Raw genomic sequence first — 24,564 nt, 5'->3', positions numbered from 1 at the left:
CCGAGGACCGCTTACGATTCGCTTCAGGTCACCTTCCGCCGGCAAGGCGGCGGCCTCGCTGGCGGTGCGTCACCCGGCAAATCCCCCGGCTCGGACTGCTCGCAGCGGGGAGCGCGACGGTGGCGCCGGTTAGCGTGGATGCACCGCTCGGGGCGCGAGTGCGCCGCATTGTGCAGGACCGGCGCCCAGGCGTACCAGCGAATCCATGAGCGAACGTCGGGAGAGCTTGACGTGTCCAACCACTTCACCGGACTCAGTCTCGGTGCGCCCCTCGGGGATCCGCGTCTCGACCTGTGTGACCTGTATGCGTTCGCCGCGCCAGGCGACCGGAGCAGGACCGTGCTCATCCTCAACGCCAACCCCGGTGCCGACGCCCTGCATCCGGACGCCGTGTATCGGCTGAACATCGACAACGACGGTGACGACCTGGTCGACATCGCGTTCAGCTGGGTGTTCAGCCCGCCGGCGGCCGACGGCGGGCAGACCTACAGCGTGTTCATGGCCACCGGTGCGCAGGCCCGCAGGCCCGAGGCGGGCGGCGTCCCGATCGTGGCGGATGCCGCCGTGTCGTTCGGCCCGCAGGCGAACGTGGTCAGCAGCGGCAGCTCCATGGTGGCCGCCGGCAGCCGCAGCGACGCGTTCTACTTCGACTTCGACGGCATCAAGAACCTGTTCGACACCAGCGGCAACCGGAACTTCACCGCGCCGCACCTGTCTGGGAGGTCACCCTGGACCGGGGTCGACTCCAACGCCACCGCCAACGTCTGCTCCATGGCCGTCGAGCTGCCGACCGCCGAGTTGAAGCCCGGACCCGAGCTGCGGATCTGGGGCCGGTGCAGCGTGCTGCGCGACGGCGAGCTGGTCCATGTGGACCGGGCCGGGCACCCGTCGATGAGCAGCTTCTTCAACACGGACGAGACCAAGGAGGAGTACAACGCGAGCGAGCCGGTGCATGACCGGCTCAGGTGGACCGACCAGTTCGTCCACCTGCTGGGTCACACCGGCGGTTACACGCGCGAAGAGGCGGTCGCCGCCCTGGACGAGCACGGGCTGCTGCCGGACATGCTGCGTTTCGACCCGACCAGACCGGCCGCGTACCCCAACGGCCGGACCTTCACCGAAGACGTCATCGACATCCGTGTCGCGTTGCTCACCAGGAACGAGGCACCGTCCACCGGCCTGAAGCCGCACACCGACGTCATGGACCGGTTCCCGTATCTCGGCGCCCCTCACCCGGCGGCCACCTCCTGACCGGTGTCACACCTGGTTCTGGCCCCCGTCGACGTACAGGTTCGATCCGGTCACGAACGTGCTCTGGTCCGAGGCGAGGAACGCCACCATGTCGGCGACCTCTTCCGGCCGACCCATCCGGCCCATCGGTACCTGCTCCGTCAGGTCGGACTTGAGCCGGCCGACATGTTCGGCGCTGGGCGCCAGGCCCTCGATCCCGGGAGTGTCGATCGGGCCCGGCGCGACGGCGTTGACCCGGATGTCGCGGACCCTGAGCTCGTTGGCCCAGGTGCGGACGAAGGAGCGCAGCGCCGCCTTCGACGCGGCGTACACCCCGAAGGACGCCTCACCGCGGTCTGCCGCGGTCGAGGTGTTGACGATGACCGACGCGCCGTCGTTGAGCAGCGGCAGCGCCTTCTGCACGGTGAACAGCACGCCTTTGACATTGATGCCGAAAATCTGGTCGATGTGCTGCTCGTCGACCTGTTCGAGCGTGGCGAACGAGCCGACACCGGCGTTGGCGAACAGCACGTCGAGCCGGCGCCCCTGCTCGCCGACCGTCGCATACAACCGGTCGAGGTCGGCGGCGTCCGACACGTCGGCCTGGACGCCGGTCGCGTTGGCGCCGATGTGCGAGACGGCGTCGCGCAGTCGCTCCGCACGCCGGCCGACGACGAAGACGTGGGCGCCGTCCGCGGCGAGACGCCGCGCCGCGGCCAGTCCGATTCCCGTGGTACCGCCGGTGACGACCGCGGTCTTGCCCGTAAGCATGGTCATTGCCACTCCTCTGCGGTGGATCGCGCCGCCCGCAACGGCGCCCGCGAGCTATGCCCGTCACGGCCCGGCTTAAGCGAGGGTCGACCAATCCGCCGACAACGGCGTGTTCGGTAGTTCGGGTCAGCGCCACCCGTTGATCGCGGTGATGGTGACGGTGGCCTGATAGCGCACGGCGAGCTTGTCGAAGCGAGAGGCCAGGCACGGTCGCGTCTGATCTGGTTGATGGCGCTGTCCATGTGCAGGCGTCGCGGGCGATTGTGCCCGGCGATGGACGGGTACCTGCCTAACATGTGCGGAATTGTCGGATGGGTCGCTTATGACCGAGATCTTGTCCGTGAGCAGTCGGCGCTGCGGGCCATGACGGCCACCGCCGCGCTCCGCGGGCCCGATGCCGAAGGGCTCTGGCTCGATCAGCACTGCGGCTTCGGCCATCGCCGGCTGGCCGTGATCGACCTGGCGGGCGGCGTTCAGCCCATGCTCGCCGAGGAGGACCGGCAGCCGGCCGTCGCCCTCACGTACAGCGGGGAGATCTACAACTACCGGGAGCTGCGCTCGGAGCTGCGCGCGCTCGGACACGGCTTCCGGACCGACTCCGACACCGAGGTCGTGCTCCACGCCTACCTCGAGTGGGGCGAGGATTTCGCCGAACGGCTCAACGGCATGTACGCCTTCGGGGTGTGGGACGGCCGCCGGCAGCGCCTGTTGCTGGTCCGGGACCGGATGGGGGTGAAGCCGCTGTGCTTCCATCCGACGCCGGACGGGGTGCTCTTCGCCTCGGAGCCGAAGAGCATTCTGGCCCATCCGGACGTGTCGGCCGAGGTGGACCTTGACGGGCTGCGGGAGCTGCTGGCGCTGGTGAAGACGCCGGGGCACGGCGTCTATCGCGGGATACACGAGGTCCAGCCGGGCCACGTCGTCGTCGTCGACCGGGACGGGACTCGGACGCGCCGCTACTGGGGGCTGTCGGCGCGGCCGCATCCGGACGACCTCGACACGACCGTACACACCGTGCGAGACCTGCTGGAAGACATCATCCGCCGGCAGTTGATCGCGGATGTGCCGCTGTGCACCCTGCTGTCCGGTGGGCTCGACTCGTCGGCGGTCACCGCGCTCGCCGCGCTCGGGTTGCGGGAACAGGGGCTGGGGCCGGTGCGCTCGTTCGCGGTCGACTTCGTCGGGCAGACCGAGCACTTCCACCCGGACGCGATGCGGCCGGAGCCGGACACGCCCTACGTCCACGAGGTCGCCGAGCACGTCGGCTCCCAGCACGCCGACATCGTGTTGAACAGCGGCGAGTTGACGGATTCGTTGTACCGCACGGAGGTCATGGTCGCCAACGACGTCCCGACCAGCCTCGGTGACCTGTACACCTCCTTGTTCTTGCTCTTCCGCGCGGTGCGGGAGCACTCGACCGTCGCGTTGTCCGGCGAGTCGGCGGACGAGGTGTTCGGCGGGTACCGCTGGTTCCACGACCCCATCGCGGTCAACGCCGACGGGTTCCCCTGGCTGACCGCGCTGCCGGATCGACCGGGCAGCACCCAGGGGCTGTTCGCCCCGGAGTTGGAGCGCGCCCTGGATCTGCCCGGGTACCGGGACGCCGCCTACCGGCAGGCACTGGCCGAGGTCGATCACCTGCCCGACGAGTCGCCGGCCGAGCACCGGATGCGCGAGATCTCCTACCTGCACCTGACCCGATTCCTGCAGATCCTGCTGGACCGCAAGGACCGGATGAGCATGGCGCACGGGCTGGAGGTCCGGGTGCCGTACTGCGACCACCGGCTGGTGGAGTACGGCTACAACACGCCGTGGTCGATGAAGGCATTCGACGGCCGGGAGAAGAGCCTGCTGCGCGCCGCCGTCGCCGACCTGCTGCCCGAGCCGGTGCTGCGCCGGCGGAAGAGCCCGTACCCGTCGACGCAGGATCCGGGGTACGAACGGACGTTGCGCCAGTCGTTGATCGAGGTCGTCGACGACCCGCAGGCACCGATCGCGGAGCTGATCAACCAGCCGCGGGTCCGGGAGACGCTGGCCGCCCCGCTGGAGGAGAGCGGGTTCGGAACGAGCCGGCGCTCGGTCGAGCTGCTGCTCGGCCTCAACCTGTGGCTGCGCCGCTACCCGGTCCGGCTGGCGCTCACCTGACCGGTCCTGGCAGACGGCGACCGCCTACTGGTCCATCGCCGCCTCGACCGGGGCGACCTGGGGGCCGACGCGGATCGCGTACGCGGCGACACCTGCCACCAGCAGCGTCACGGCGGTGACCATGGCGACGCGGTTGCCCGGTTCCTGCACCATCCACAGCGCCGCGTGCCGCCACCGCGGCCCGCCGGGGGCGGCCATGAACGCGGCGAGGACGGCACTCGGGCCTTGGCACCACCATGCTGACACTGGGCGTCCGTTCACTGCACCAGCATCGCGATCAACGTGATGCCCAGCGTCAGCGTGGCCGCGAACGTGGCCCCGGCCGTCAGCATCGCACGGGCCGGCCGGTCACCGGCGACGTGCGCCAGGACGCCGGCGGCGGCTGCGGCGAGCAGGCCGGCCAGGACCGCGACCGCGATCCAGACGGCGCGGAATTGACTGGTGTACATGGTGTTCCTCCCCGGCGGGTGCTGGCTCCGACGGGCTCGATGCAACCCGGGCGGCCGGGCCGGAGGCTGGACGAGCTGACCGACGCGATCGCCGACGCGCTACGCGACCCGGACGTCACGAAGATCACCGACGGACTCGTGATCGGCTCCGCCGTGGCCACGGTCCACGACGCCACCGCAGCGGCCAACGCACAGGTGCTGGCCGGCCTGCACGACCTGACGCACCTGCAGCACGTCGCGGCGCAGCTGCGGTCGCGGGTGGCCGCGCTGCACGCGGAGATCCGGTTGCCGCACACCGGCCAGAACCGCTCCGTGCCGTGGTCGGACCTGCATGTCGAACCGACGTTGACGGCCGCCGGCGCCAGCAGCGTGCGCGGGCCGCTGCCGGCCGGTCTCGCCCTGCCGACCAGGCGGTCGGTGGTGCTCGGCGATCCCGGGGCCGGGAAGTCGACCCTGGCCGCGAAGCTCGCCCACGACGTGGCGGGGCACCGGTACCCCGGCGGCGAGCACCTGGTGCCGTTCCTGGTCGTCCTGCGTGACCTGTCGCGGGCACTCGAACGCGGCGAACGTTCCCTGGACGAGCACCTCGTCGCGGTGTGCCAGGAGCCGTACCACGTCGGGGTGACCGTGGAGACGGTGCGGTACCTGCTGCTCAACGCCCGGGCCCTGGTCATCCTCGACGGGCTGGACGAGCTGACCGACGTCGCGCTGCGCAACCGGGTGGTCCGGCTCGTCGAGGGCTTCGCCACCGCATACCCGCTGACGGCGATCGTCGTGACGTCACGCCGGATCGGGTACCTGGACGCACCGCTGTCGGGGCGGCTGTTCAGTACCTACCAGATCGAGAGCTTCGACTCCGGGCAGGTGACGGCGTACGCCTCGCGGTGGTTCAGCCTGGACGAGGGCACCGTGCCGCAGGACCGCGCCGGCATGGCCGATTCCTTCCTGCACGAGAGCGCCTCGATCGAGGACCTGCGCCGCAACCCGCTCCTGCTGTCGCTGCTGTGCGCGATGTACGCCGCCGAGCACTTCATCCCCCGCAACCGCGCCCAGGTCTACGAGCGCTGCGCGCTGATGGTGTTCGAGCAGTGGGACCGGATGCGCAAGGGGTTGCCGATCCTGATGCAGTTCGCCGGGGAGGTCCGCGCGTCCGTGCAGCGCCTCGCCTGGCACCTGCTGACCGGCAGCGGTGACAGCGCGGCGCCCCGCTCGGCGATCCTGCGCCTGCTGGTGGAGCACCTGACCGCCAAACGCTACGAGGAGGACGCCGCGGCCCGGATGGCCGAGGAGTTCCTGGGGTTCTGCGCGGGCCGGGCCTGGGTCCTGACCGAGCTCGGGGTCGTGGGCGCCGAGCCGGTGTACGGGTTCGCGCACCGCACGTTCCTGGAGTACTTCGCCGCGGAGTACCTGGTCCGGCACAACCCGGTGCCCGGGGACGCGTGGGCGGTGCTGGACGGCCGGGTCGGTGAGGCGAGCTGGGAGGTCGTCGGTCAGCTCACCGTGCAGCTGCTGGACCGCAACGTCGACGGCGGCGCCGACAGGTTGCTCACCGCCGCCCTGGACGCGGCGGAGACGCTCGACGCGGCGGCGCTCGACGCGGACCTGCTCGCGGCGGACGCGGCGTCCAGGACGGCGGAAGCGCGCTGGGCCGCGGAGGCGGCGGCGCGGCGGGCCGGACAGGCGCAGATCGTCGACTTCGCCGGCAGGGCACTGGAGCACGTGACGCCGTCGCCGCCGGTGGTGGCCCGCATCGTGGACTGCCTGCTGGCCCTCGCCGGGGGCGTGCTGCCGCCACGTGCCGGCGTGCTGGGTGATGCGCTGCTCCGTGCGCCGCTGCCTTGGCTGCCGTGGCGCCCGGCCGGCGACCCGTCCGTTCGCGGGCGGCAGATCCCGGCCGGTGCTTGGGCGGGCGACGGCGCGGGTCTGGCGACCTTGCTGCTGCTCGCGCTGCCGTTCCTGGAGCACGAGGCCGGACGGCCCGCGGGAGAACGGCACGCACCGGTGCTGCGCGCTCTGGCGACGGCCCGGGAAGCGCACCGCGAACAGTCAACGGGCGCCGATGCGGCGCGCAGGGCGGCGACGGCATTACAGAAGGCGCGGAGCCAGTTCGCGGCCGGCGGGATGACCGCGGCCGCGACCGACTTCCTGCTGCGCTGGGCCCGCGGGGAGTTCAGTGTCGCGCCCGATGAGGACTGACCGTCCGCAAGGGATCAGGCTGCGAAGCCGCCGTCGACCGAACGATGTGATTCGCCGCCCGAACCGCACCTGTCCTTCGACCGCGGCCGGCACCACCGGCCGGGCGCCGAGCTGACCCGCCGCACCGCCCCCGCGGCGCTGACGGCGCTGCTCGGCGCCTTCCCGCGACTGGAACTTGGTCGAGGACGACCTGACGTGGCGCGACCACGGCCCGATCATCCAGCCCCGAAGCGCCTGCTCAGCCGGCGGCCGAGCGGAACGCCGGGTAGTAGCCGCCCAACTGGCCCGCGGCCGTCGGGTGGTAGGACTTGCTGAGCGTCAGGTAGTTCAGGGCGTGCAGCCATTTCTCGCCGTAGCTGCACAGCTGGTGGCCGACGAAGGCGGTGCGCACGTCGGCGAACTTCACGCCGGCCGCGGCGGCGGCCGCCTTGGTGGTGTCGTCGAGCAGGTTGATGCCCTCGTTGATTTTCGCGCGGGAGTTGGCGCTCAGGCCGACGCAGATCGTGCCGAGCTGGTAGAAGACCGGGTAGCCGACGACGATGACGCGGGCCGAGGGGGACTTGGCCTTGATGCCCTTGTAGACGTTGCCGAGCCTGGTGGGCAGCTCGGTGCGCACCTTGGTCTCGGCGGTGTTGACGGCGGCGATGCAGTCGGCCTCGCCCTGGAGCACGCAGGTGGTCAGGATGCTGGTGAAGCCGATGTCGTTGCCGCCGACGGTGACGCTGACGAGGGTGGTGGAGCTGGACAGTGCCGACAGCTGGCCGCTGATGACGTCGGCGGTGGTGGCGCCCGAGCAGGCGACCGACTTGTAGGCGGCGGGTTTGATGTTGGCGTTGTACAGGGCGGGGTAGGCGTTGGTGCTGCGCTGGCAGGAGCCGCTCTCGGCGGTGTAGCTGTCGGCGCCGACGCCGGAGGCGTAGGAGTCGCCGAGGGCGACGTACCGGTCGGTGGCCGCGGCGCTGGCGGGCGCGGCGGCAGCGAGGGCGACGCCGAGGGCGGCGGCGGTGCTGAGAGCGAGGGCAACGAGACGGGATCTCCGCATGTCGTACTCCTGGGCTGGGAGGAGTGTGGCTGCAGAGATTGATATCAAGCTATGTATGCCCACCGGAAGATCGTTTTGCGCCAAATGATCGAAGTCGCTTTTGGGGCAAAGGTCCGCACGAGAGGAGCGGACTGGCCCGCCGGGCACCGCCATGCTCCGGCCTCCGGTCGACCGACACGGCTGAAGGCGCGTGTCGGGTGTTCAGGCCGAAACGGACAGCCGGGAGTCCACGCACGGTCTGCCGCATTGTGCGGTCATCGGATCCGGTACACCCTCGCGAGACCTGGGAAGTCGCGGCCCGTGACACCAGTGCGCACCGATGTCCGCCCTCCGCGTGTGAGACACACGTGGCGACAACCCTTGACACGTATCGGCCACGCCGCTGATGGACGGCGCTCGGATCGTGACGTCGGTTTCCAGGGTTGTTCGTTGTCCGGCGCCAGCCCCACCGGCAGCGTGAAGGCATTGAAACAGCACGATAGTTCATCTACAGTGACTCAACGCTCCGGAAAGCGCTTTCCTGACCCCGACGCTGGGAGTTTCGCTTGGAGCGAGAGTAAGCCCGGTCCGTTGAGAAGACGACGCGGCGGCGCGCGTCCGACCTACGTCAGGTACCCCGTCTGATCCCACCCTGCCATCCGGGCCGGTGTGTGCACTGCTGCGCGGATGCGATCACGAGAAGGGTCGCCATGAGTTCCCAGACCGTCCCAGAAGTCGCCCGCCGGCGGCATCGGGCGCCAGCCGTCGCCCTCGGGCTGAGCGTGATGCTGTCGCTGGTGGCTGTGCCGGCACATGCCGCGATCCCACCGCAGGATCCCGGCGTCACGTTGCGCACCTACAACATCGGATCTGATCTACCCGGGCTGTGCACGCTCAAGCCAGGGCAGACCCCCAACTTCGACAAGCTGATGCCGGCGATCAACTGGTCGACCCAGGCCGACTTCGGCATCGCCGACAGGTTCCACACCCAGGTCATCGCGAACATCAATATCCCGACGGCCGGCTCGTACACGTTCCGGCTCACCAGTGACGACGGCTCCCGCCTGCGTATCGACAAGAGCACCGTCGTAGACAACGACGACGTGAACAGCACGTTCACGACGGTCATCAGCCACGACGGCGTGCACGGCGCGTCGCCGAAAGACGGCACCATCGACCTGTCCGCCGGCTATCACAAGCTGCGCATCGAACATTTCGACAACACCGGTGGTCAGACGCTCAAGCTGGAGTGGCAGCCACCGGGCGCCACACAGTTCGCGCTCGTGCCGACCACGGCGCTGAGCACCGAATCCGGCGTCACCCGGGTGACCGCACCTGGCACCAAGGAATGCGTCCAGGGGATGGACACCCCGGGCGACGGGCTGCCACTGAACGCGGTGCACCCCAACTACACGCTCACCAATCTGCGTCCCAGCGGGTTCGAGCCGAAAGTCACCGGGATGGACTGGCTGCCCGACAACAGGCTGGCCATCACCACGTGGGGCGGCGACTACGGCACCACCGCACCGCTCGGCGAGGTCTACCTGCTGGGCAACGTCACCGGCACCACCTCCGCCCAGCAGGTGACCGTGAAGAAGATCGCCACAGGGTTGCAGGACCCCATGGGCATCAAGTACGTGGACGGCAAGCTCTATGTCTCGGAGCGGTCCCGGCTGGTCGAGCTCAACGATGCCAACGGCGATGACGTCATCGACAGCAAGCGCACGGTGGCGACCTGGCCGTTCGGCGGGACTTACCACGAGTTCGCGTTCGGCCTGCTGTACAAGGACGGATACTTCTACCTCAACCTGTCGGTGCAGATCACTCCCGGCGGGCGCACCACCAAGCCGCAGCTCGCCGCCAACCGCGGCACCGCCATCAAAGTCAACAAAGCGACCGGGCAGGTCGAATACACGGCAAGTGGACTGCGTACTCCGAACGGCATGGGCTGGGGCCCCGAAGGTGGCATCTTCGTCACCGACAACCAGGGCGACTGGCTGTCGGCCAACAAGCTGGTGCAGCTGAAACCCGGCCGGTTCTTCAACCACTACAACGATCCGGCCGGTCCCTTCGACTCCAACGCGGTCACGCAGCCGGTCCTGTGGCTGCCGCACAACGAGATCGCGAACTCGCCGAGCACACCGGTCATGCTCACCCAAGGCCTGTTCGCCGGGCAGATGCTGTTCGGTGATGTCACCTATGGCGGGATCCAGCGCGGGTATCTGGAGAAGGTCAACGGCGAATACCAGGGCGCGGTCTTCCGGTTCGCCCAGGGACTTGAGGCCGGCATCAGCCGGCTCACCCTCGGCCCCGACGGCGCGATCTACGCGGGCGGCATCGGCGACGAACGCGCCAGCAGCAACTGGCGTCAGCAGGGCAAGCTCCGCTTCGGTCTGCAGAAGCTGACCCCGACCAGCAGCAACGCCTTCGACATCCTGGCGATGCGGGCGGTGGCCGGCGGATTCGAACTCGAATACACCCAGCCGTTGTCGGCGGCGACGCTGAGCTCGCTGGCGTCGCGGTACGCCGTCCAGCAATGGCGGTACACGCCGACCTCCAGCTATGGCGGCCCGAAGGTCGATCTGGAAACGCTGGGCGTCAGCTCGGCCATCCCTTCGGCCGACGGCAAGAAGGTCACGTTGAGGATCAACGGCCTGGAGGCCGGGCGGGTGGTCCACGTGCAGTCGCCGCGGCCGTTCAGTTCGGCTTCGGGGCAGACGCTGTGGAGCACGGAGGCCTGGTACACGCTCAATGCGCTGCCTGGCACCACCTACGAGGCCGAGCAGGCGGCGCTCAGCGGCGCGACCGTGTCGACCGAGCATGCCGGGTACAGCGGGACCGGTTACTCGGACTTCGCGACGACGGCCAACACCGGCGGGTACACCGAATGGACCGTCAACGCGCCGAGCGCGGGAAGCTATTCGCTGGCATTCCGTTACGCCAACGGCGGGACCACCGACCGTCCGCTGGCCGTCGCGGTCAACGGCACGACCGTCAGCCCAGCGTTTTCGTTCCCGCCGACAAACGCGTGGAGCACCTGGCGGACCGTGTCGCTGTCCACGACGCTACCGGCCGGGCAGAGCAAGATCCGGGTGACGACGACGGGTGCCAACGGCGCCAACCTCGACAACGTCGCCGTCGCCGCGGTACCGCGCATCGCATTGTTCGACGGCGCCGGCCTGGCGGCCTGGGAGACCACCGACGGCAGCCCTGCGACCTGGCCGGTAGCGGGCGGATCGATGGAATCGCTCGGCGGGAACATCCGTACCAGAGCAAAATTCGGCGACTTCAAGCTGCACGGCGAGTGGCTGGAACCCACCTACCCGCCGGAGGTCACCGGACAGAGCCGTGGCAACAGCGGGTTCTACCTCCAGGAGCGGTACGAGATTCAGGTCCTTGACTCCTACGGTGACACCACGTTGGCCAACAACGAGGCCGGAGCCATCTACCTCAAGCGTGCCCCCGACCGGAACATGGCCACCGCGCCCAACACGTGGCAGACGTACGACATCACGTTCCGCGCGGCGCGATTCAGCGCGACAGGCACGAAACTCGAAGATGCCAGGGTCACCGTGGTGTGGAACGGCGTCGTCGTGCACAACAACGTCGCCATCAACGGCCCCACCGGAAACGGGCAGCCTGAAGGGTCGGCGCCCGGCTCGATAGCCTTGCAGGACCATGGCGACCCGGGCGCGAACCCCCGCTTCCGCAACATCTGGATCGAACCGCTGAGCTGACGCGCACGCTGGTGTCGCCGCGTGCTTCCGTGCGGCGGCACCAGTTTGTCGCGTCTTGCACAAAGTCCGTTGCTGAAGCATGACAGGTTGTTGACAACAAGGTTTCCAGTCGATGACGATGCTGAGAGCGCTCTCACGCCGCCACGTGAGGCCCCTGCTCGAGAAGGGCACAATCGCTGTGGAGACCCAACAGGAACACACACCCCGGATGCCCCGCCGCCGACGTCTCATGATCCTGCTCACCGCGGCCGTCACCGCGCTCGTCGGCAGCGCGGTCGTCCTGCAGCAGCCCGCACACGCCGCATGGAACCTCGTGTGGTCCGACGAGTTCAACGGGTCCGGCGCGCCCAGCAGCGCCAACTGGAACTACAACGTCGGCAACGGCCTCAACCCCGGCCTCAACACGTTTGACGGCTGGGGCAACGGCGAGTGGGAATGGTACCGCCCCGAGAACTGCACGCAGTCCGGCGGCAACCTCGTGATGCGCGCCAACTGGCTCACGACGCCCATGGTGGTCAACGGCCGCAACTGGTACCAGACGTCGTGCCGCATGACGACGGACACGAAGAGGTCCTTCCAGTACGGCCGCATCGAGGCGCGCATGGCGCTCCCGACCGCCACCGGCTCGTGGCCGGCCTTCTGGATGCTCGGTGACGCGTGCGACGAGTCGTCCACGAGCGCCTACAACCCGGCGCAGACCTACTACGACCGCCTGCCCACCAACTGGGCCAGCTGCGGCGAGGTCGACATCATGGAACACGCGAACGCGAACGCGAACGTGACGAACAACATCTTCTGGGATCTGCGGACCGGCGTGTTCCCGTGGACAGCGGGCCAGAACGCCAACTACGTCGCGAACCCCGCCGTCAACAACGCCGCGGCCTTCCACGTCTATGCGATCGAGTGGACTGCCGCACAGATCCGCTGGTACGTCGACGGTACGCAAACGCACGTGATCGACACGACACCGGCGACCTTGGAAGAGTTCCGCAAGCCGTTCCACGTCATCTTCAACCTGGCGCTGGGCGGCTCGTACCCCGGGCAGAACCCCGTGCAGGGCCAGTTCCCGCTCACCGCATTGGTCGACTACGTGCGCTACTACCAGGACGGCGGCACGACGCCGGGCGGACCCGCGACGCAGATCAACGGGCCGGGCGGCAAGTGCGTGGACGTGGCCGGCAACGACACGGGCGGCAACGGCGCGGCCGTGCAGCTGTGGACGTGCCAAGGGTCAGCTGTTTCGAAGGACCAGCAGTGGAGCCGGGACGGCCAGACCCTGCGGACGTTGGGCCGGTGCCTCGACGTCACCGGCGCGGGCACGGCCAACGGCACGAAGGTGCAGCTCTGGGACTGCAACGGCGGCGGCGCACAGAACTGGGTCCAGGAAGGTAACCGGTTGCGCAACCCGAACTCGAACAAGTGCCTGGACTCCCCGTCAGGCTCGACAGCGGACGGCACGCGACTGCAGATCTGGGACTGCAACGGATCGGGCGCACAGTACTTCGTGAAGGCCGCGTGACGGCCGGCCGAGGGGCAAGCTGACGGTCAGGGCGCGGGAGCGGACAGGCTCCCGCGCCCTGCTGGGTGGATGAGTGAGCAACGCCGCATCCGTGTGTCGGAGACCTGATCTACGGAATCGACAACGTCGTGCATCATTCCGAGGACAGCGCCGACCACGGACGGAAACCGCCATGACCCGCACCCGCAAAGCCACCATCGCCGCCTTCGCGGCCCTGCTGCTCACGCCGGCCCTCAGCGCCTGCAACCTCGTCTCGGGCGGCACCTGCGACACGATCACCATGAGCGTCGCCGGCAAACCAGGCGGGAAGAGCGGCGGCAGCGGCAAGAGCAAGTCGAAGAGCGGATCGAAGTCGAAAAGCGGACACGACTGCGACTGAGGGGAACCCGGAACCTGATTTCCACACGGCGGCCTCAAGCAGCCCGGGTACGGCAGGGATCTGCCCATCCTCGACGCGCTCCTGCTGCGCCTGCACACCGAAACCGCATGCCGACGCGCCGGCGCCTCGGCCTACGGCTGTAGGACCTCGACACCGAACTGCACCGACCAGTCCGCCGCGTTGGCGGTGTCCGCGACGGCGAGGCGAGTGATCGTGAGCGCCGTGCCGCAGTTCTGCGTCGACCCGGTCGTCGAGCCGTTGCCGGTGGCGCCGTACGTGCGGACGTTGAAGACGCCGGCTGCGAAGGCCGGCAGCGGGAGCACGGCCCACGCGGCCGCGACGACGATGGCCACGGCGGCGGCGGTCCATCTGCCGCGCTTTCCCGTCGGTTCGTCCAAGGACTTCCGATACACGGTTTCTCCCTCTCGGGCAGACAAGGCGGTCGTTCACAGGCCGTCCCGGGGTGGCGGCGCACGCCCGGGACGGCGCCCTTCCGCGGGCAACCGTGGTGCGTCTCGGGTCAGGGTGTGAACTGGAAGTAGACGCTGCGGTGGTAGTCGCCGGTGGCGACGTTCGGCTGGCTCTCCGGTCCGACGGAGGCGGCGCCGTGGAACTTGTTGCCGATCGGGGCGATGCCGTCGAGGAAGGAGATGTTGCCGCCCGGAAAGGGCGCGGTGGCGGTCTGCGGGTCAGGTCCGACCGCTGGGGTGAACAGGCGCAGGAACAGCCCTTCCTCGGCGGCGACCATGGTGATGCTGCCTTCGGTGGTGCTCAGCCGGGCCCAGCAGGTGCGGGCGTGGTAGCCCTTGAACTCCGGGTACTGGAAGCCGCTGGAGCCGGTGGCGGCGTTGTTGTACTGCTTGGTCCACACGTCGGGCGTGACGCCGCGCAGCCGGTTCTTCCAGACCCGGTAGGGCCCGTCACCGAGCCAGGTCACGCTGCGTACCTTGGACTCGGGGTAGTCGAGGTTGACGCCGAGGTAGTCGTGGTTGCCGGTGCGGTGGTAGCGGTATTCCATCTGCAGCCAGCCGTTCGCGTCCAGCCGCCACCGCACCGAGCTCAGGTCGCCGGTGTAGTTGGCCTGTACGACCCAGCCGCTGCCGTCCTTGAAGTGGCTGAGCCCGGTGAACGTGCCGGTGCCGGCGGACAGTGCCGGGCCGTTGGTCAGCGACACCGTGGTGCCGTCGCGGGTCACGCCGGTCAGCCGGCCGTTGGACTTGCCGATGGTGATCCGGGTGGCACCGGCGGCCATGGTGACCCCGGTCGAGTTCTCGGTCGCGGTGACGGACCCCGATGCCGGCACGACGAGGCGGTTGCGGAAGTCGGCGGCCTTCTTGATCCGCCACATCCAGCTCGTGATGACGCGCCCGGTCGGGTCGGTCGCGGTGATGCCGAGCGCGTCGTTGCCGGCCCAGTCGGCGGGCAGGCCGAGGACCAGCGTGCCGTTGCCGCCGGGTGCGACGTCGGGGCCGGTGAAGGTGCGCTGCGCGGTGACGGTGTGCCCGGTCCCGGCGCCGGGGTTGGGGAACTTCACCAGCTGCCAGGTGAAGCTGAGCTGGTTGACGTTGGTGAAGGTGTACCTGTTCTGGATCTTCGTGGTGCCGTCGAACGCGGACGGGAAGGTGTTGGCGTAGTAGTCGGGGCTGTTGAGCTGGATCGGTGACCAGACGTCCCGGACGGTGGCGAAGCTTCCCTCCTTCTCCAGGAACGGGCCGAGGATCCCGTCGGGTGCGCGGTTGCCGTACGTGTCGATGGCGCCACCGCGGTCGTCGCGGACCACGGACTCGTCGGCGAAAGCCCAGATGAACCCGCCGGCGGAGCGCTGGGCGCCGTTCATGACCTTCCAGTAGTCGTTGAGCCCGGCGCCGGCGCCGCCGTCGTACAGCCCGTGCAGGAACTCCGTCGGCATGAAGATCGTGCCGCCCGCGGCCTTGTTCACCGTGCTGGTGTACGTCTGGTAGTGGCTGGTGTCGATGCCGCTGAACGTCGTCCAGGGGTGCAGGACCTTACGCTGCTGCGGGTCGTAGAGGGCGTAGTCGTCGTCCAGCGCGGTGTTCCAGCCGCCTTCGTTCCCGTTGCACCAGAACAGGATCGACGGGTGGTTGACGTCCCGCTGCACCATCGCGGCCACCAGCGGCGCGCCGACGTTCTCGTCGTAGCGGCGCTGCCAGCCGGTCAGCTCGTCCAGCACGTACATGCCGAGCTCGTCGCACAGGTCGAGGAAGAACGCGTCCGGCGGGTAGTGCGACATCCGCACCGCGTTCATGTTCATGTCCTTCATCAGCCCGATCGCCTGGCGGGCCAGCCGCGGGCTCGACGCCCGGCCCAGCGTCGGCCAGAACGTGTGCCGGTTGACGCCCTTGAGCACGATCCGCCGGCCGTTGACGTAGATCCCGTCGCCGGTGCGGACCTCGACCGTGCGGAACCCGAAGCGGGTCGCGGTGCTGTGCAGCGCCGTGCCGGCCGAGTTCGTGAGGGTGAGCTCCACCTGGTACAGGTTCGGGGTCTCCGCGGTCCACAGCGCCGGCTGGGAGGCGGTGGTGCTGACCCGCACCTTGGTCGTCCCGCTCGCGACGGTGGCGGAGAACGACCCGCCGGCGGCGGTGCCGTCCAGCCGGCGCAGCTGCGCGGTCACCCGGCCGGCGGCCGTCACCCCGGCGAGGGTGACGTCGGCGGTGAACGTGCCGTCTGCCTTCGCGTCGACCGCGACCCGGTCGATCCGCGCCGCGGGGAACGCCTGCAGCGTCACCGGCCGGAACAGGCCGCCGAAGTTCCAGAAGTCGCCGCGGCGTTCGGCGTCGTTCACCGAGTTGTTCGACGACTCCTTGCTGACGGTCACCTCGAGGAGGTTCGACTGGCCGAGCTTCAGCAGTGCGGTGATGTCGTACCGGAACTGGTAGAAGCCGCCCTGGTGCCGCGGCCCGGCGGAGGTCCCGTTGACCTTGACCTCGGCGTCGGTCATGGCGGCCTCGAATACCACGAAGATCCGCCGTCCCGACCAGGAGGCCGGTGGGGTGAACGTGTGCCGGTAGTTGCCCCGCTCCCCCGTGACCAGGGTGCCGCCGTAGTTGTACGTGCCGAAGCCGTGGAACTCCCAGTTCGACGGGGTCGGGATGGTGCTCCACTCATTGGCACGGCGGCCGCTGGTGACCTGGAACTCCCAGTTGACGGTGTTGTCGGCGTCGGTGCCGGTGAGGTACAGCGTTTCGGTGACCGGTCCGGCGAGGGCGGCGCCGGCCGGTTGGGCGAGGGTGACGCCGAGTGCTGACAGTCCTGTCGCGCCGGTGGCGGCGGCGCCGAGGGCGAGGGCGCTACGACGGTTGATCTCCATGGGGACCCCCAAATAGCGGTTTGGGTGTGGAGCGGTGACGGCCCGCCCCGGATGCCGGGGCGGGCCGCGCTTCGTCAGTTGCCGAGCGTGACGTGGAAGATCTTCTCGTTGCTGTTGTTCGGCGTGCTGTCCTTGTCGCCGGTCGTGCTGGTGGTCAGCCACAGCCCGCCGTCCGGGGCCGGTTCGACGGTGCGCAGCCGGCCGTAGGTGCCGGTGAAGTACGCCTGCACGTTGGTCAGGGAGCTGCCGCTGATGACGGCGCGGTACATGCGCTGCCCGCGCTCGCAGGCGATGTACAGCACGTCGCGGACGACCGCGATGCCGGAGCAGGACCCATCGGCGGTCGGGTAGGTGCGCTTCGGCGCGATGTAGCCGGCGGTGCCGCAGGTGCCGCTGGTGCCCTCGCAGGCGGGCCAGCCGTAGTTACCGCCCTTGGTGATCAGGTTGGTTTCGTCCATGACGGCGTTGCCGAACTCCTGCTCCCACAACCTGCCCTGGGAGTCGAACGCGAGCCCCTGCGGGTTGCGGTGCCCGTAGGACCAGACGTAGTTGCCGAACGGGTTGTCCGAGGGCACCGAACCGTCGGCGTTCAGGCGCAGCACCTTGCCGTTGAGACTCTGCAGGTTCTGGGCGTTGTCGCCGTTCTGCGCGTCGCCGGTGCTGGCGTACAGCTTGCCGTCCGGGCCGAAGCGCAGCCGGCCGCCGTCGTGGAACTTGTTGCGCAGGATGCCCTGCAGCAGGATCTGCTCGCTGCCCGTGTTCAACGTGTTGTTCTCGTACTTGATCCGCACGATCCGGTTGTCGGTCGGCGAGGTGTGCATGATGTACAGCCAGTGGTCGCTGGCGTAGTTCGCCGAGATCGCCAGGCCGAGCAGGCCGCCCTCGCCGTCGGTGTTCTGCACGTTGGGCACGGTGCCGATGCTGGTCTTCGAACCGTTGGCGGGGTTGAGCCGGACGATGTCGTGCGCGTCGCGGCGGGTGTAGAGGATGGTCCCGTCCGGCAGGGTCACCAGGCCCCAGGGGATGTCGGTGTCGGTGCCGACCTGCGTCACCGAGCACACGGAGCTGCCGCACGCGGCGCCGGTGGTGACGGTCGCGGTGTTGCTGCGCGGCGACTGGTTGCCCTGCGCGTCACGGGCGACGACCTGGTAGGCGTAGGCACGGTTGGCGGCCAGCGCGCTGTCGACGAAGGTGGTCGCCGGGGTACTGGTCGCGGTACCGGTGATCGTGCCGACCTTCGCGTTGTCGCGGTACACGTCGTACGAGCGGACCTGGATGTTGTCCGTCGCGGCGGTCCAGCGCAGGGTGACGGTGGTCCCGGCGGCGGACCCGGTCAGCCCGATCGGCGCCGTCGGCGGGGTGGTGTCGGCCTGGCACTGCGGCGGCGAGATCGGCACCGTCGTGCTGGCCTGCGACACGTTGCCGGCCGCGTCACGGGCGTTGACATACAGGCCCCAGGTGACCCCCGGCACGACGGTGAGGTCGGTGCTCAGCGTGGTCACGGACTTCATCAGCTGCCCGTCGTGGAACACGTCGTAGAACGCGACCCCGACGTTGTCGGTGGAGGCGTTCCAGGAGAACGTGACCGCGTCGCAGACGAGGTTGCTCACCCGCGGGTTGCCCGGCACGGTCGGCGGCTGGGTGTCGCCCAGCGTGCTCGTCCAGCGCTGGTTGGTCTGGCCGTTGCAGGTCCACAGCGCGACCGGGGTGCTGTTGGCGGTGGCGGCGCCGGTCACGTCGAGGCACAGGCCCGACTGGACGCCGGTGATGGTGCCGTCGGCGTTGATGCGCCACTTCTGGTTCTGGCCGCCGTTGCAGGTGTAGATCTGCGCGGTCGCGGGCGCCGTCGTGTCGTTGCCCGCGACGTCGAGGCACTTCGGCTGGTCGTACACCCGCAGCTCCCCGGCGGCGGTGAAGGTCCACGCCTGGTTCGCCTGGCCGTTGCAGTCGTAGATGTTGACCAGGGCCTTGTCCGCCTGGGACTGGCCGACCACGTCGAGGCAGCGGCCCGACGCGACGCCCTTGACGGTGGTGCCGACGGCGGCGCCGGCCGGAGCCATGACCACGGCCGTGACCACGGCTGCGGTAGCGAGGGATACCGCTGCTGCCAGTACCAGACGCAGCCTCGGGCGGCGTCGACCGGTCGATGCAAAGGTTTGCATCATTCCTCCAGATGAGAGTGCCGATGGATTCGGCAGGGGTGGTTCCGGGCGGATCGCGTTGGCGGAGCGATCCGGCCCGGCCTTGTCAGCGAGCCGTTGCCCTCCAGGCTTCGCCGTCCGGGAACGTGAAGCGCCGCACGGATTCAGGCCGGAGGGTCACGCTGTACCCGGGAGCGCTCGGGACGCGGTAGCGTCCGGCGACGACGGTGACCGGGTCGGTGAAGTGTTCGTGCAGGTGGTCGACGTACTCGATCATGCGGCCGTCCATCGAGCCGGACACCCGCAGGTAGTCGAAGATGCCCAGGTGCTGGACGTATTCGCAGAGGCCGACGCCGCCGGCGTGCGGGCAGACCGGCACGCCGTACTTGGCGGCCATCAGCAGCACGGCGAGGACCTCGTTGACGCCCGCGACCCGGCACGCGTCGACCTGGCACACGCCGATGGCGCCGGCCTGCAGCAACTGCTTGAACATGACCCGGTTCGCGGCGACCTCGCCGGTCGCGACCGGGATCGGCGCGACCGCGCGGGCGATCCGGGCGTGGCCGAGGACGTCGTCGGCGTGCGTCGGCTCCTCGATCCAGGCCGGGTCGACCGTCTTCAGGGCGGCCATGTTGGTGATCGCCTCGTCGACGTCCCAGACCTGGTTGGCGTCCATCATCAGCAGCGCGTCGGGGCCGATCTCGGCGCGGATGAGCTTCGCCCGGCGCACGTCGTCGTCGATGCTGCCGCCGACCTTCATCTTCACCGCGGTCCACCCGTTGGCGACGGCCCTGCGGGCCAGCTGCCGGACCTTGTCGTCGGAGTACCCGAGCCACCCGACCGACGTGGTGTAGGCGGGGAATCCCTCGGCGGTCAGCCGCTCGAGCCGCTCGGCGTAGCCGGTCGCACCCTTGTCCAGAAGATCCCGGGCCTCGTCAGGCGTGAGCGCGTCGCTGATGTGCCGGAAGTCGACCGCGGCGACCAGTTCCTCGGTCGGCAACGTGGCCAGCAGCTCCCACATCGGCAGACCGGCGAGCCTCGCCCGCAGGTCCCACACGGCGTTGACGATCGCGCCGGTCGCCATGTGGATGACGCCCTTCTCCGGGCCGAGCCACCGCAGTTGCACGTCGGCGGTCAGCGACCGGAGGAACTCCACGGGCGCGGCGAAGATGTCCTCGATCGACCTTCCGACGACGTGATGGCGCAGCGCCGTCACGGCGAGGCAGGTGATCTCGTTGCCGCGGCCGTTGGTGAAGGTCAGCCCGGTGCCGGTGACCCCGGCGTCGGTGTGCAACTCGACGTAGGTGGCCGAGTAGTCACCCTTGTTGATGGCATCCGACCCGTCGCCGCGGGCAGCAGTCCGGAAGCGGACGTCGTGGACGGCGATCTCGATGATGGTGGCCAATGGAAGTGCTCCGGGTTCATCTGGGTGGCGGCCGCAGACGGCAACGGAGCGGCACGTCAGCTATGCCTCGGCGCCGTTCCGGTGGAGCTGCGGATGACCAGCTGCGAGGTGACGGTGCGGCGCACGGCGGCGCCCGGGTCGGAGTCCTGCAGCAGCGACAGCAGCAGGTCGACACCGACCCGGCCGAGCTGCTCCTTGGGCTGCGCGAGGGTGGTCAGTGCCGGGCTGACCATCTCGGAGAACATGGTGTCGTCGACGCCGATGACACTGATGTCCCCCGGCACGGCCACATCCATCGACCGGAACCGGTTGAGCAGTCCCAGCGCGATCAGGTCGTTGTAGGCGAACACCGCGGTCACGCCGGAGGACAGGACAAGGTCGGCAGCGGCGACACCACCGGCGAACTGCGGTACCACCGCGCCTACCTCGACCAGCTCGAGGCCGGCCGCCGCCGTGGTGGCCCGCAGGCCCCGCAGCCGCTCCCGGTTGGACCAGGACGTGCGCGGCCCGGCCACGTAGGCGATCCGGCGGTGCCCGAGCGCCTGCAGGTGGGCGACGGCCTGACGGATGCCGTCCGCGTTGTCGATGGTGACCGCCGGGACCCTGCTCACCCTGCGGTTGAGCAGCACGGTCACCGTGTCACCGGTGACCGAGCGGAGGTCGACCTCGGTCATCCTCGACGAGCACAGCACGATGCCGTCGACCTGTTTGCACAGGGCACGGATCAGACCGACCTCGACGGTCGGGTCCTCACCGGTGTCGGCCAGCAGGACGGAGTAGTCGGACTCTCGCGCCCGGCCCTGGACACCCATGACGACCTGGGGGAAGAACGGGTTGCTCAGATCCGTGACGATCAGCCCGATGTTGCCCGTCCGGCCGGTGATCAGCCCACGCGCTGCGCGGTTGGGGTGATAACCGAGCTCGCCGGCGATCTGATGGACCCGCAGGCGGGTCGCGGCATTGACCAGTTCCGGCACGGACAACGCCCGGCTCACCGTCGACGGTGAGACACCCGCCGCCCGGGCGACGTCATAGATCGTCGCCGCCATCGACCGCCTCCTCTATATGTCATCGTTGTCAGGCAGTCTGCAATCCTTTGCAACACCATGTCAAGCGAAAACAGCCATCGATTCCACAAAATCCAACAGGTCTCGACACCTGAGACGACATGCCTGTCACAATCAACCGTCTTCGAGCATCTCGGCAGCGATCACGAACCGGTGGACCCGCAACGCCGCCCCCGGTCAGAGTCTCGACGGTCACGCGTGGGTCCTTCTCACCGCGGCGGCGACGGTCTCCGTGGTGGCGTGCAGCGCGCCGATGCGGGCGGCCTCGGCCAGGTGCCGGTCGTCGACGCCGGAGATCGCGTCGGCGGCGATGACGACGCGCAGGTCGCGCTCGCTGGCCTGGACGATCGCGGCGCGTGGGCAGTTCGGGAAATTGCAGCCGGCCACCACGACCGTGGACACGTCACGGCGCCGCAGGAAGTCCTCGAGGCCGGTGCGGTAGAACGCTCCCCACCGCGGCTTCCACATCGCCCACTCGGCCGGGCCGAGCGGCTGGAAACCACCGGCGAGCAGCTCGGCCGGGTCGAGGTCCGGCGCGTCCGGCGGCAGCAGCCGCGGCACGATCTGCGAGCCGGGGCTGCCCGGTCGCACGATGGGTGCGCCGCCGTCGAGCAGCGTCCGGCGAGCCAGGTCCACGTCGCCGCCGTCGTACAGGCGGATCACGTGCACAACGGGTCGGCCGGCGGCCCGGAACGCCGCGGCGAGCCGCGCCACGGCGGGCACCACGGCGGCGGTGCCGGGGATCGGGCTCGCACCGTCCTCGGCGAAGTCGACCTGCGTGTCGATCGTCAGCAGCGCGGCCCGGTCCCACTGCGGCCGCAGCCACGGATCCGCGTCGGCGAAATCGGCGGTCATGCGGCGACGCTCACGTACACCCATGCCGGCGCGCCCGAGGCGAGTAGGACAAGGACGCGGTGGTAGTCGTCGACCTCGTAGCCGTCGGCCGCGACGAGGTCGTCTTCGGTCACGTCGAACACCACGCCCGGCACGCTGTCGGTGTGCTCGCCCGTCGCCACGACGATCGGGTGGTGGGTCTCGCCGCTGATCGCCAGCACGTCCGGGTCGGTGATCTCCAGCAGTCGTGTCGCGTAGCCGGGCAGCGTGTCGTCCCGGCCGTCGAGCTCCCGGCCGAAGTTGGCCCGCTGCACCGCCGGGTCCCGCAGCGTGCCGTACGAGAAGAGCAGAGGCATGCCCGTGATTCTGCCGGGCCGCGGGGCGCGGCGACGTCGACGTCCAGGTGGTGGACTCACAGCGGCACAACCCGGTTCGGGAGGTGTTGGTTGCGTCGATGACATCGGCGTACGGTTCGCTGTCCTCATGGTCGCCACGGACACACGGATGACGAGGTTCGACGTTCCCTGGGCCGAGGCGCACGCCACGGCGTGGGGCGCGGCCGCGCCGCTCCCGGCGGTGCGGCTACCGGTCGGCGACGCGGCCGGGCAGATCCTCGCCGGCCCGGTCGTCGCCGCCGTCCCGGCGCCGAGGTTCGACGCCGCCGCCATGGACGGCTACGCCGTCGCCGGTGCCGGACCCTGGCAGGTCACGGGCCGGGCCTTGGCCGGCCGGCCGCCGCATCCCCGGCCGATCCGGGACGGTGAGGCGGTCGAGATCGCCACCGGCGCGCGAGTTCCCGACGGCACCGACGCCGTGGTGCCGTACGAGGACTGCCGGCGCGACGGCGACACGGTGTCCGGACCGCGGACGGCGCGGACCCACATCCGCCGCGCCGGCGAGGACGCGGTGCCGGGGGATGTGCTGGTGCCTGCCGGGCGGGCGGTCACCGCCGCCGCTGTCGCCGCGGCCGCGCAGGTCGGCGTCGAGGACGTCCTGGTGCGTCCGCGACCCACGGTGGAGCTGCTGGTCACCGGCGACGAGGTGGTGCTGCACGGCCCGCCGGGGCCGGGTCAGGTCCGGGATGCGTTCGTACCGCTGGTGACGGCCGTGACCGAGCGGGCCGGTGGGCGGCTGCGCGGGTACCGCCGCATCGACGACGACCTGGAGTCGTTGCGGGTGGCGGTCGCCGCCACGGATGCGCAGGTGCTGGCCGTGTCCGGGGCGTCGTCCGCCGGCGCCGCCGACCATCTCCGCGCCGCGCTCCACCGGCTCGGCGCGGACTGGCATGTTGACGGGGTCGCGTGCCGGCCCGGGCATCCGCAGGGTCTCGCCCGCACCGCCGGCGGGCGGTGGGTGGTCAGCCTGCCCGGCAATCCGTACGCCGGGCTCGTGGCCGCGCTCACCCTGCTCGAACCGCTGCTGGCCGCCCTCGCCGGCCGCCGCCGTCAGCCACTGCCGGTCGTGCCGGTCACCGGCGACGCGAAGGTTGTTCCTCGCGGGTGCCGGATCGTCCCGGTGGAGCTGTCCGCCGACGGCGCACACATCGTGCCCGGCGCCCGGTCCGGGAGCCTGTGCGCCATTGCCCGCGCCGACGCGCTCGCCGTGCTCGACGCCGGCTGGGTCAGCGGGGCCACTGCGCGACTGCTCCACGTCCCGTAGACGGCGGGCGGGCTACGCCAGCGCCACGCTCACCTCGGTCGACTTGATCAGCGCGACCGCCTCGGCCCCTTCGGTCAGGTCGAGGTCCTCGGCGGCGTCCTTGGTGATCGCGGCCGTGACCGTCGCGCCACCGGCGATGCCGAGCTTGACGGTGGTCATCACCGCGCCGTGCTCCACCCCCGTGACGGTGCCCGGCAGTTGGTTGCGGATGCTGATCCCCGGCACCGCGGCGGACGCGACGGCCACCTCGGTCGACTTCACCAGCACGAGCACGCCGGTGCCCTCGGCGAGCGACAGGTCACGCGCCGACTCGGTGGTGATCGCGGCGGTGACCTCCTGCCCGCCGTCCAGGCGCACCCGCACGGTGCTCATCGCCTCACCGGACGCGACACCTTCCACGGTCCCGGCGAACTGGTTGCGAATGCTCAGCTGCATGGGATCCACCGTAGCCGCAGCCGGGCCCCGCCACCCGGCAATGCGGCGCCGGCTACCGGGCGCCGGCGCGGGCCGAAGCCTGGACACCATTCGACATAAACAAGCTAATGGATCACCAGTTGCGTCCGGCGACCGGCGAAGGCGCCCCTTAGCCCTGATCCACCGATGAGGTTTCGGTGCTGGGCTGGCCTGGGTTAGTGATCTTGTTGTGCTGGTCGGGCGTGTGGGGGTGACCGGCCGGGTCG

19 protein-coding genes are annotated in these 24,564 nt (G+C 69.8%); 7 read left to right on the top strand and 12 right to left on the bottom strand.

Annotation, left to right across the window (positions count from 1 at the left end; all coding sequences use genetic code 11):
* Positions 1-231 precede the first annotated feature (231 nt).
* Positions 232-1,251, top strand: coding sequence for a DUF4331 family protein (locus ACZ6TV_RS43510; protein ID WP_465305337.1), 1,020 nt, complete (start codon positions 232-234; stop codon positions 1,249-1,251).
* A 6-nt stretch (positions 1,252-1,257) separates the two neighbouring features.
* Here the strand turns inward: ACZ6TV_RS43510 and ACZ6TV_RS43505 are convergent, their stop codons facing one another.
* Entirely contained in the window at positions 1,258-2,007 is a 750-nt protein-coding gene (locus tag ACZ6TV_RS43505) for an SDR family NAD(P)-dependent oxidoreductase (protein ID WP_465305335.1), read from the bottom strand.
* Positions 2,008-2,241: 234 nt separating this feature from the next.
* Here ACZ6TV_RS43505 and asnB point away from each other — a divergent pair, with 234 nt between their 5' ends.
* Positions 2,242-4,146, top strand: coding sequence for an asparagine synthase (glutamine-hydrolyzing) (gene asnB / locus ACZ6TV_RS43500; protein ID WP_465305555.1), 1,905 nt, complete (start codon positions 2,242-2,244; stop codon positions 4,144-4,146).
* A gap of 24 nt (positions 4,147-4,170) precedes the next feature.
* Here the strand turns inward: asnB and ACZ6TV_RS43495 are convergent, their stop codons facing one another.
* A complete protein-coding gene (locus ACZ6TV_RS43495) occupies positions 4,171-4,392 on the bottom strand; it encodes a hypothetical protein (protein WP_465305333.1) in 222 nt (73 codons plus the stop codon).
* 11 nt (positions 4,393-4,403) lie between these two features.
* Positions 4,404-4,595, bottom strand: coding sequence for a hypothetical protein (locus ACZ6TV_RS43490; protein WP_465305331.1), 192 nt, complete (start codon positions 4,593-4,595; stop codon positions 4,404-4,406).
* An 18-nt stretch (positions 4,596-4,613) separates the two neighbouring features.
* Here ACZ6TV_RS43490 and ACZ6TV_RS43485 point away from each other — a divergent pair, with 18 nt between their 5' ends.
* Positions 4,614-6,791 carry an NACHT domain-containing protein gene (locus ACZ6TV_RS43485; protein ID WP_465305329.1) on the top strand — a complete coding sequence of 726 codons (2,178 nt, stop codon included), beginning with the start codon at positions 4,614-4,616 and terminating at the stop codon, positions 6,789-6,791.
* A 238-nt stretch (positions 6,792-7,029) separates the two neighbouring features.
* On the opposite strand, the gene ACZ6TV_RS43480 is transcribed toward ACZ6TV_RS43485, so the two are convergent.
* Positions 7,030-7,833 carry an SGNH/GDSL hydrolase family protein gene (locus ACZ6TV_RS43480; protein WP_465305327.1) on the bottom strand — a complete coding sequence of 268 codons (804 nt, stop codon included), beginning with the start codon at positions 7,831-7,833 and terminating at the stop codon, positions 7,030-7,032.
* 689 nt (positions 7,834-8,522) lie between these two features.
* On the opposite strand from ACZ6TV_RS43480, the gene ACZ6TV_RS43475 reads away from it, so the two are divergent.
* From ACZ6TV_RS43475 to ACZ6TV_RS43465, 3 genes are all read left to right on the top strand, one after another.
* Positions 8,523-11,549: a 3-keto-alpha-glucoside-1,2-lyase-like domain-containing protein gene (locus tag ACZ6TV_RS43475; protein WP_465305325.1), complete on the top strand. Its 3,027-nt coding sequence runs from the start codon at positions 8,523-8,525 to the stop codon at positions 11,547-11,549.
* Between the two features lie 229 nt (positions 11,550-11,778).
* Complete coding sequence (locus ACZ6TV_RS43470; protein ID WP_465305323.1) at positions 11,779-13,068, top strand: ricin-type beta-trefoil lectin domain protein; 1,290 nt, start codon at positions 11,779-11,781, stop codon at positions 13,066-13,068.
* 172 nt (positions 13,069-13,240) lie between these two features.
* Complete coding sequence (locus tag ACZ6TV_RS43465) at positions 13,241-13,447, top strand: hypothetical protein (RefSeq protein WP_465305321.1); 207 nt, start codon at positions 13,241-13,243, stop codon at positions 13,445-13,447.
* Positions 13,448-13,578: 131 nt separating this feature from the next.
* On the opposite strand, the gene ACZ6TV_RS43460 is transcribed toward ACZ6TV_RS43465, so the two are convergent.
* The 7 genes from ACZ6TV_RS43460 to ACZ6TV_RS43430 all read right to left on the bottom strand — a co-directional run bounded on the left by ACZ6TV_RS43460 (position 13,579) and on the right by ACZ6TV_RS43430 (position 22,581).
* Positions 13,579-13,845 (bottom strand): hypothetical protein, encoded by a 267-nt coding sequence (locus tag ACZ6TV_RS43460; protein WP_465305319.1) that lies wholly within the window; start codon positions 13,843-13,845, stop codon positions 13,579-13,581.
* A gap of 122 nt (positions 13,846-13,967) precedes the next feature.
* Complete coding sequence (locus tag ACZ6TV_RS43455) at positions 13,968-16,778, bottom strand: glycoside hydrolase family 2 protein (RefSeq protein ID WP_465305317.1); 2,811 nt, start codon at positions 16,776-16,778, stop codon at positions 13,968-13,970.
* 74 nt (positions 16,779-16,852) lie between these two features.
* The gene (locus ACZ6TV_RS43450) at positions 16,853-18,838 is read right to left on the bottom strand and encodes a PQQ-dependent sugar dehydrogenase (RefSeq protein WP_465305315.1); all 1,986 of its coding nucleotides are present in this window, start codon (positions 18,836-18,838) and stop codon (positions 16,853-16,855) included.
* 187 nt (positions 18,839-19,025) lie between these two features.
* Positions 19,026-20,324, bottom strand: a complete 1,299-nt coding sequence (locus ACZ6TV_RS43445) for an enolase C-terminal domain-like protein (protein WP_465305314.1) — start codon at positions 20,322-20,324, stop codon at positions 19,026-19,028.
* 56 nt (positions 20,325-20,380) lie between these two features.
* Complete coding sequence (locus ACZ6TV_RS43440) at positions 20,381-21,373, bottom strand: LacI family DNA-binding transcriptional regulator (protein ID WP_465305312.1); 993 nt, start codon at positions 21,371-21,373, stop codon at positions 20,381-20,383.
* A gap of 210 nt (positions 21,374-21,583) precedes the next feature.
* Positions 21,584-22,246 carry a cysteine hydrolase family protein gene (locus ACZ6TV_RS43435; RefSeq protein ID WP_465305310.1) on the bottom strand — a complete coding sequence of 221 codons (663 nt, stop codon included), beginning with the start codon at positions 22,244-22,246 and terminating at the stop codon, positions 21,584-21,586.
* Complete coding sequence (locus ACZ6TV_RS43430; protein WP_465305308.1) at positions 22,243-22,581, bottom strand: gamma-glutamylcyclotransferase family protein; 339 nt, start codon at positions 22,579-22,581, stop codon at positions 22,243-22,245. Before ACZ6TV_RS43430 ends, ACZ6TV_RS43435 begins: the two co-directional genes overlap by 4 nt.
* 148 nt (positions 22,582-22,729) lie before the next feature.
* On the opposite strand from ACZ6TV_RS43430, the gene ACZ6TV_RS43425 reads away from it, so the two are divergent.
* Positions 22,730-23,884 (top strand): molybdopterin molybdotransferase MoeA, encoded by a 1,155-nt coding sequence (locus ACZ6TV_RS43425; protein WP_465305306.1) that lies wholly within the window; start codon positions 22,730-22,732, stop codon positions 23,882-23,884.
* A 12-nt stretch (positions 23,885-23,896) separates the two neighbouring features.
* Here ACZ6TV_RS43425 and ACZ6TV_RS43420 read toward each other — a convergent pair whose 3' ends face one another.
* Positions 23,897-24,319 (bottom strand): TOBE domain-containing protein, encoded by a 423-nt coding sequence (locus ACZ6TV_RS43420; RefSeq protein ID WP_465305304.1) that lies wholly within the window; start codon positions 24,317-24,319, stop codon positions 23,897-23,899.
* Positions 24,320-24,564: the final 245 nt, after the last annotated feature.

The organism is Dactylosporangium sp. NPDC051087, from assembly GCF_055586325.1.
This window is presented reverse-complemented; position numbering and strand designations above follow the sequence as displayed.

Bases quoted from the DNA above. Each gene is read 5' to 3' on its own strand.
- ACZ6TV_RS43505 (WP_465305335.1), bottom strand. From the start codon at position 2,007: ATGACCATGCTTACGGGCAAGACCGCGGTCGTCACCGGCGGTACCACG.
- ACZ6TV_RS43430 (WP_465305308.1), bottom strand. From the start codon at position 22,581: ATGCCTCTGCTCTTCTCGTACGGCACGCTGCGGGACCCGGCGGTGCAG.
- ACZ6TV_RS43440 (WP_465305312.1), bottom strand. From the start codon at position 21,373: ATGGCGGCGACGATCTATGACGTCGCCCGGGCGGCGGGTGTCTCACCG.
- ACZ6TV_RS43450 (WP_465305315.1), bottom strand. From the start codon at position 18,838: ATGGCTCCGGCCGGCGCCGCCGTCGGCACCACCGTCAAGGGCGTCGCG.
- ACZ6TV_RS43435 (WP_465305310.1), bottom strand. From the start codon at position 22,246: ATGACCGCCGATTTCGCCGACGCGGATCCGTGGCTGCGGCCGCAGTGG.
- ACZ6TV_RS43425 (WP_465305306.1), top strand. From the start codon at position 22,730: ATGACGAGGTTCGACGTTCCCTGGGCCGAGGCGCACGCCACGGCGTGG.
- ACZ6TV_RS43490 (WP_465305331.1), bottom strand. From the start codon at position 4,595: ATGTACACCAGTCAATTCCGCGCCGTCTGGATCGCGGTCGCGGTCCTG.
- ACZ6TV_RS43480 (WP_465305327.1), bottom strand. From the start codon at position 7,833: ATGCGGAGATCCCGTCTCGTTGCCCTCGCTCTCAGCACCGCCGCCGCC.
- ACZ6TV_RS43420 (WP_465305304.1), bottom strand. From the start codon at position 24,319: ATGCAGCTGAGCATTCGCAACCAGTTCGCCGGGACCGTGGAAGGTGTC.
- ACZ6TV_RS43475 (WP_465305325.1), top strand. From the start codon at position 8,523: ATGAGTTCCCAGACCGTCCCAGAAGTCGCCCGCCGGCGGCATCGGGCG.
- ACZ6TV_RS43455 (WP_465305317.1), bottom strand. From the start codon at position 16,778: ATGGAGATCAACCGTCGTAGCGCCCTCGCCCTCGGCGCCGCCGCCACC.
- asnB (WP_465305555.1), top strand. From the start codon at position 2,242: ATGTGCAGGCGTCGCGGGCGATTGTGCCCGGCGATGGACGGGTACCTG.
- ACZ6TV_RS43465 (WP_465305321.1), top strand. From the start codon at position 13,241: ATGACCCGCACCCGCAAAGCCACCATCGCCGCCTTCGCGGCCCTGCTG.
- ACZ6TV_RS43470 (WP_465305323.1), top strand. From the start codon at position 11,779: ATGATCCTGCTCACCGCGGCCGTCACCGCGCTCGTCGGCAGCGCGGTC.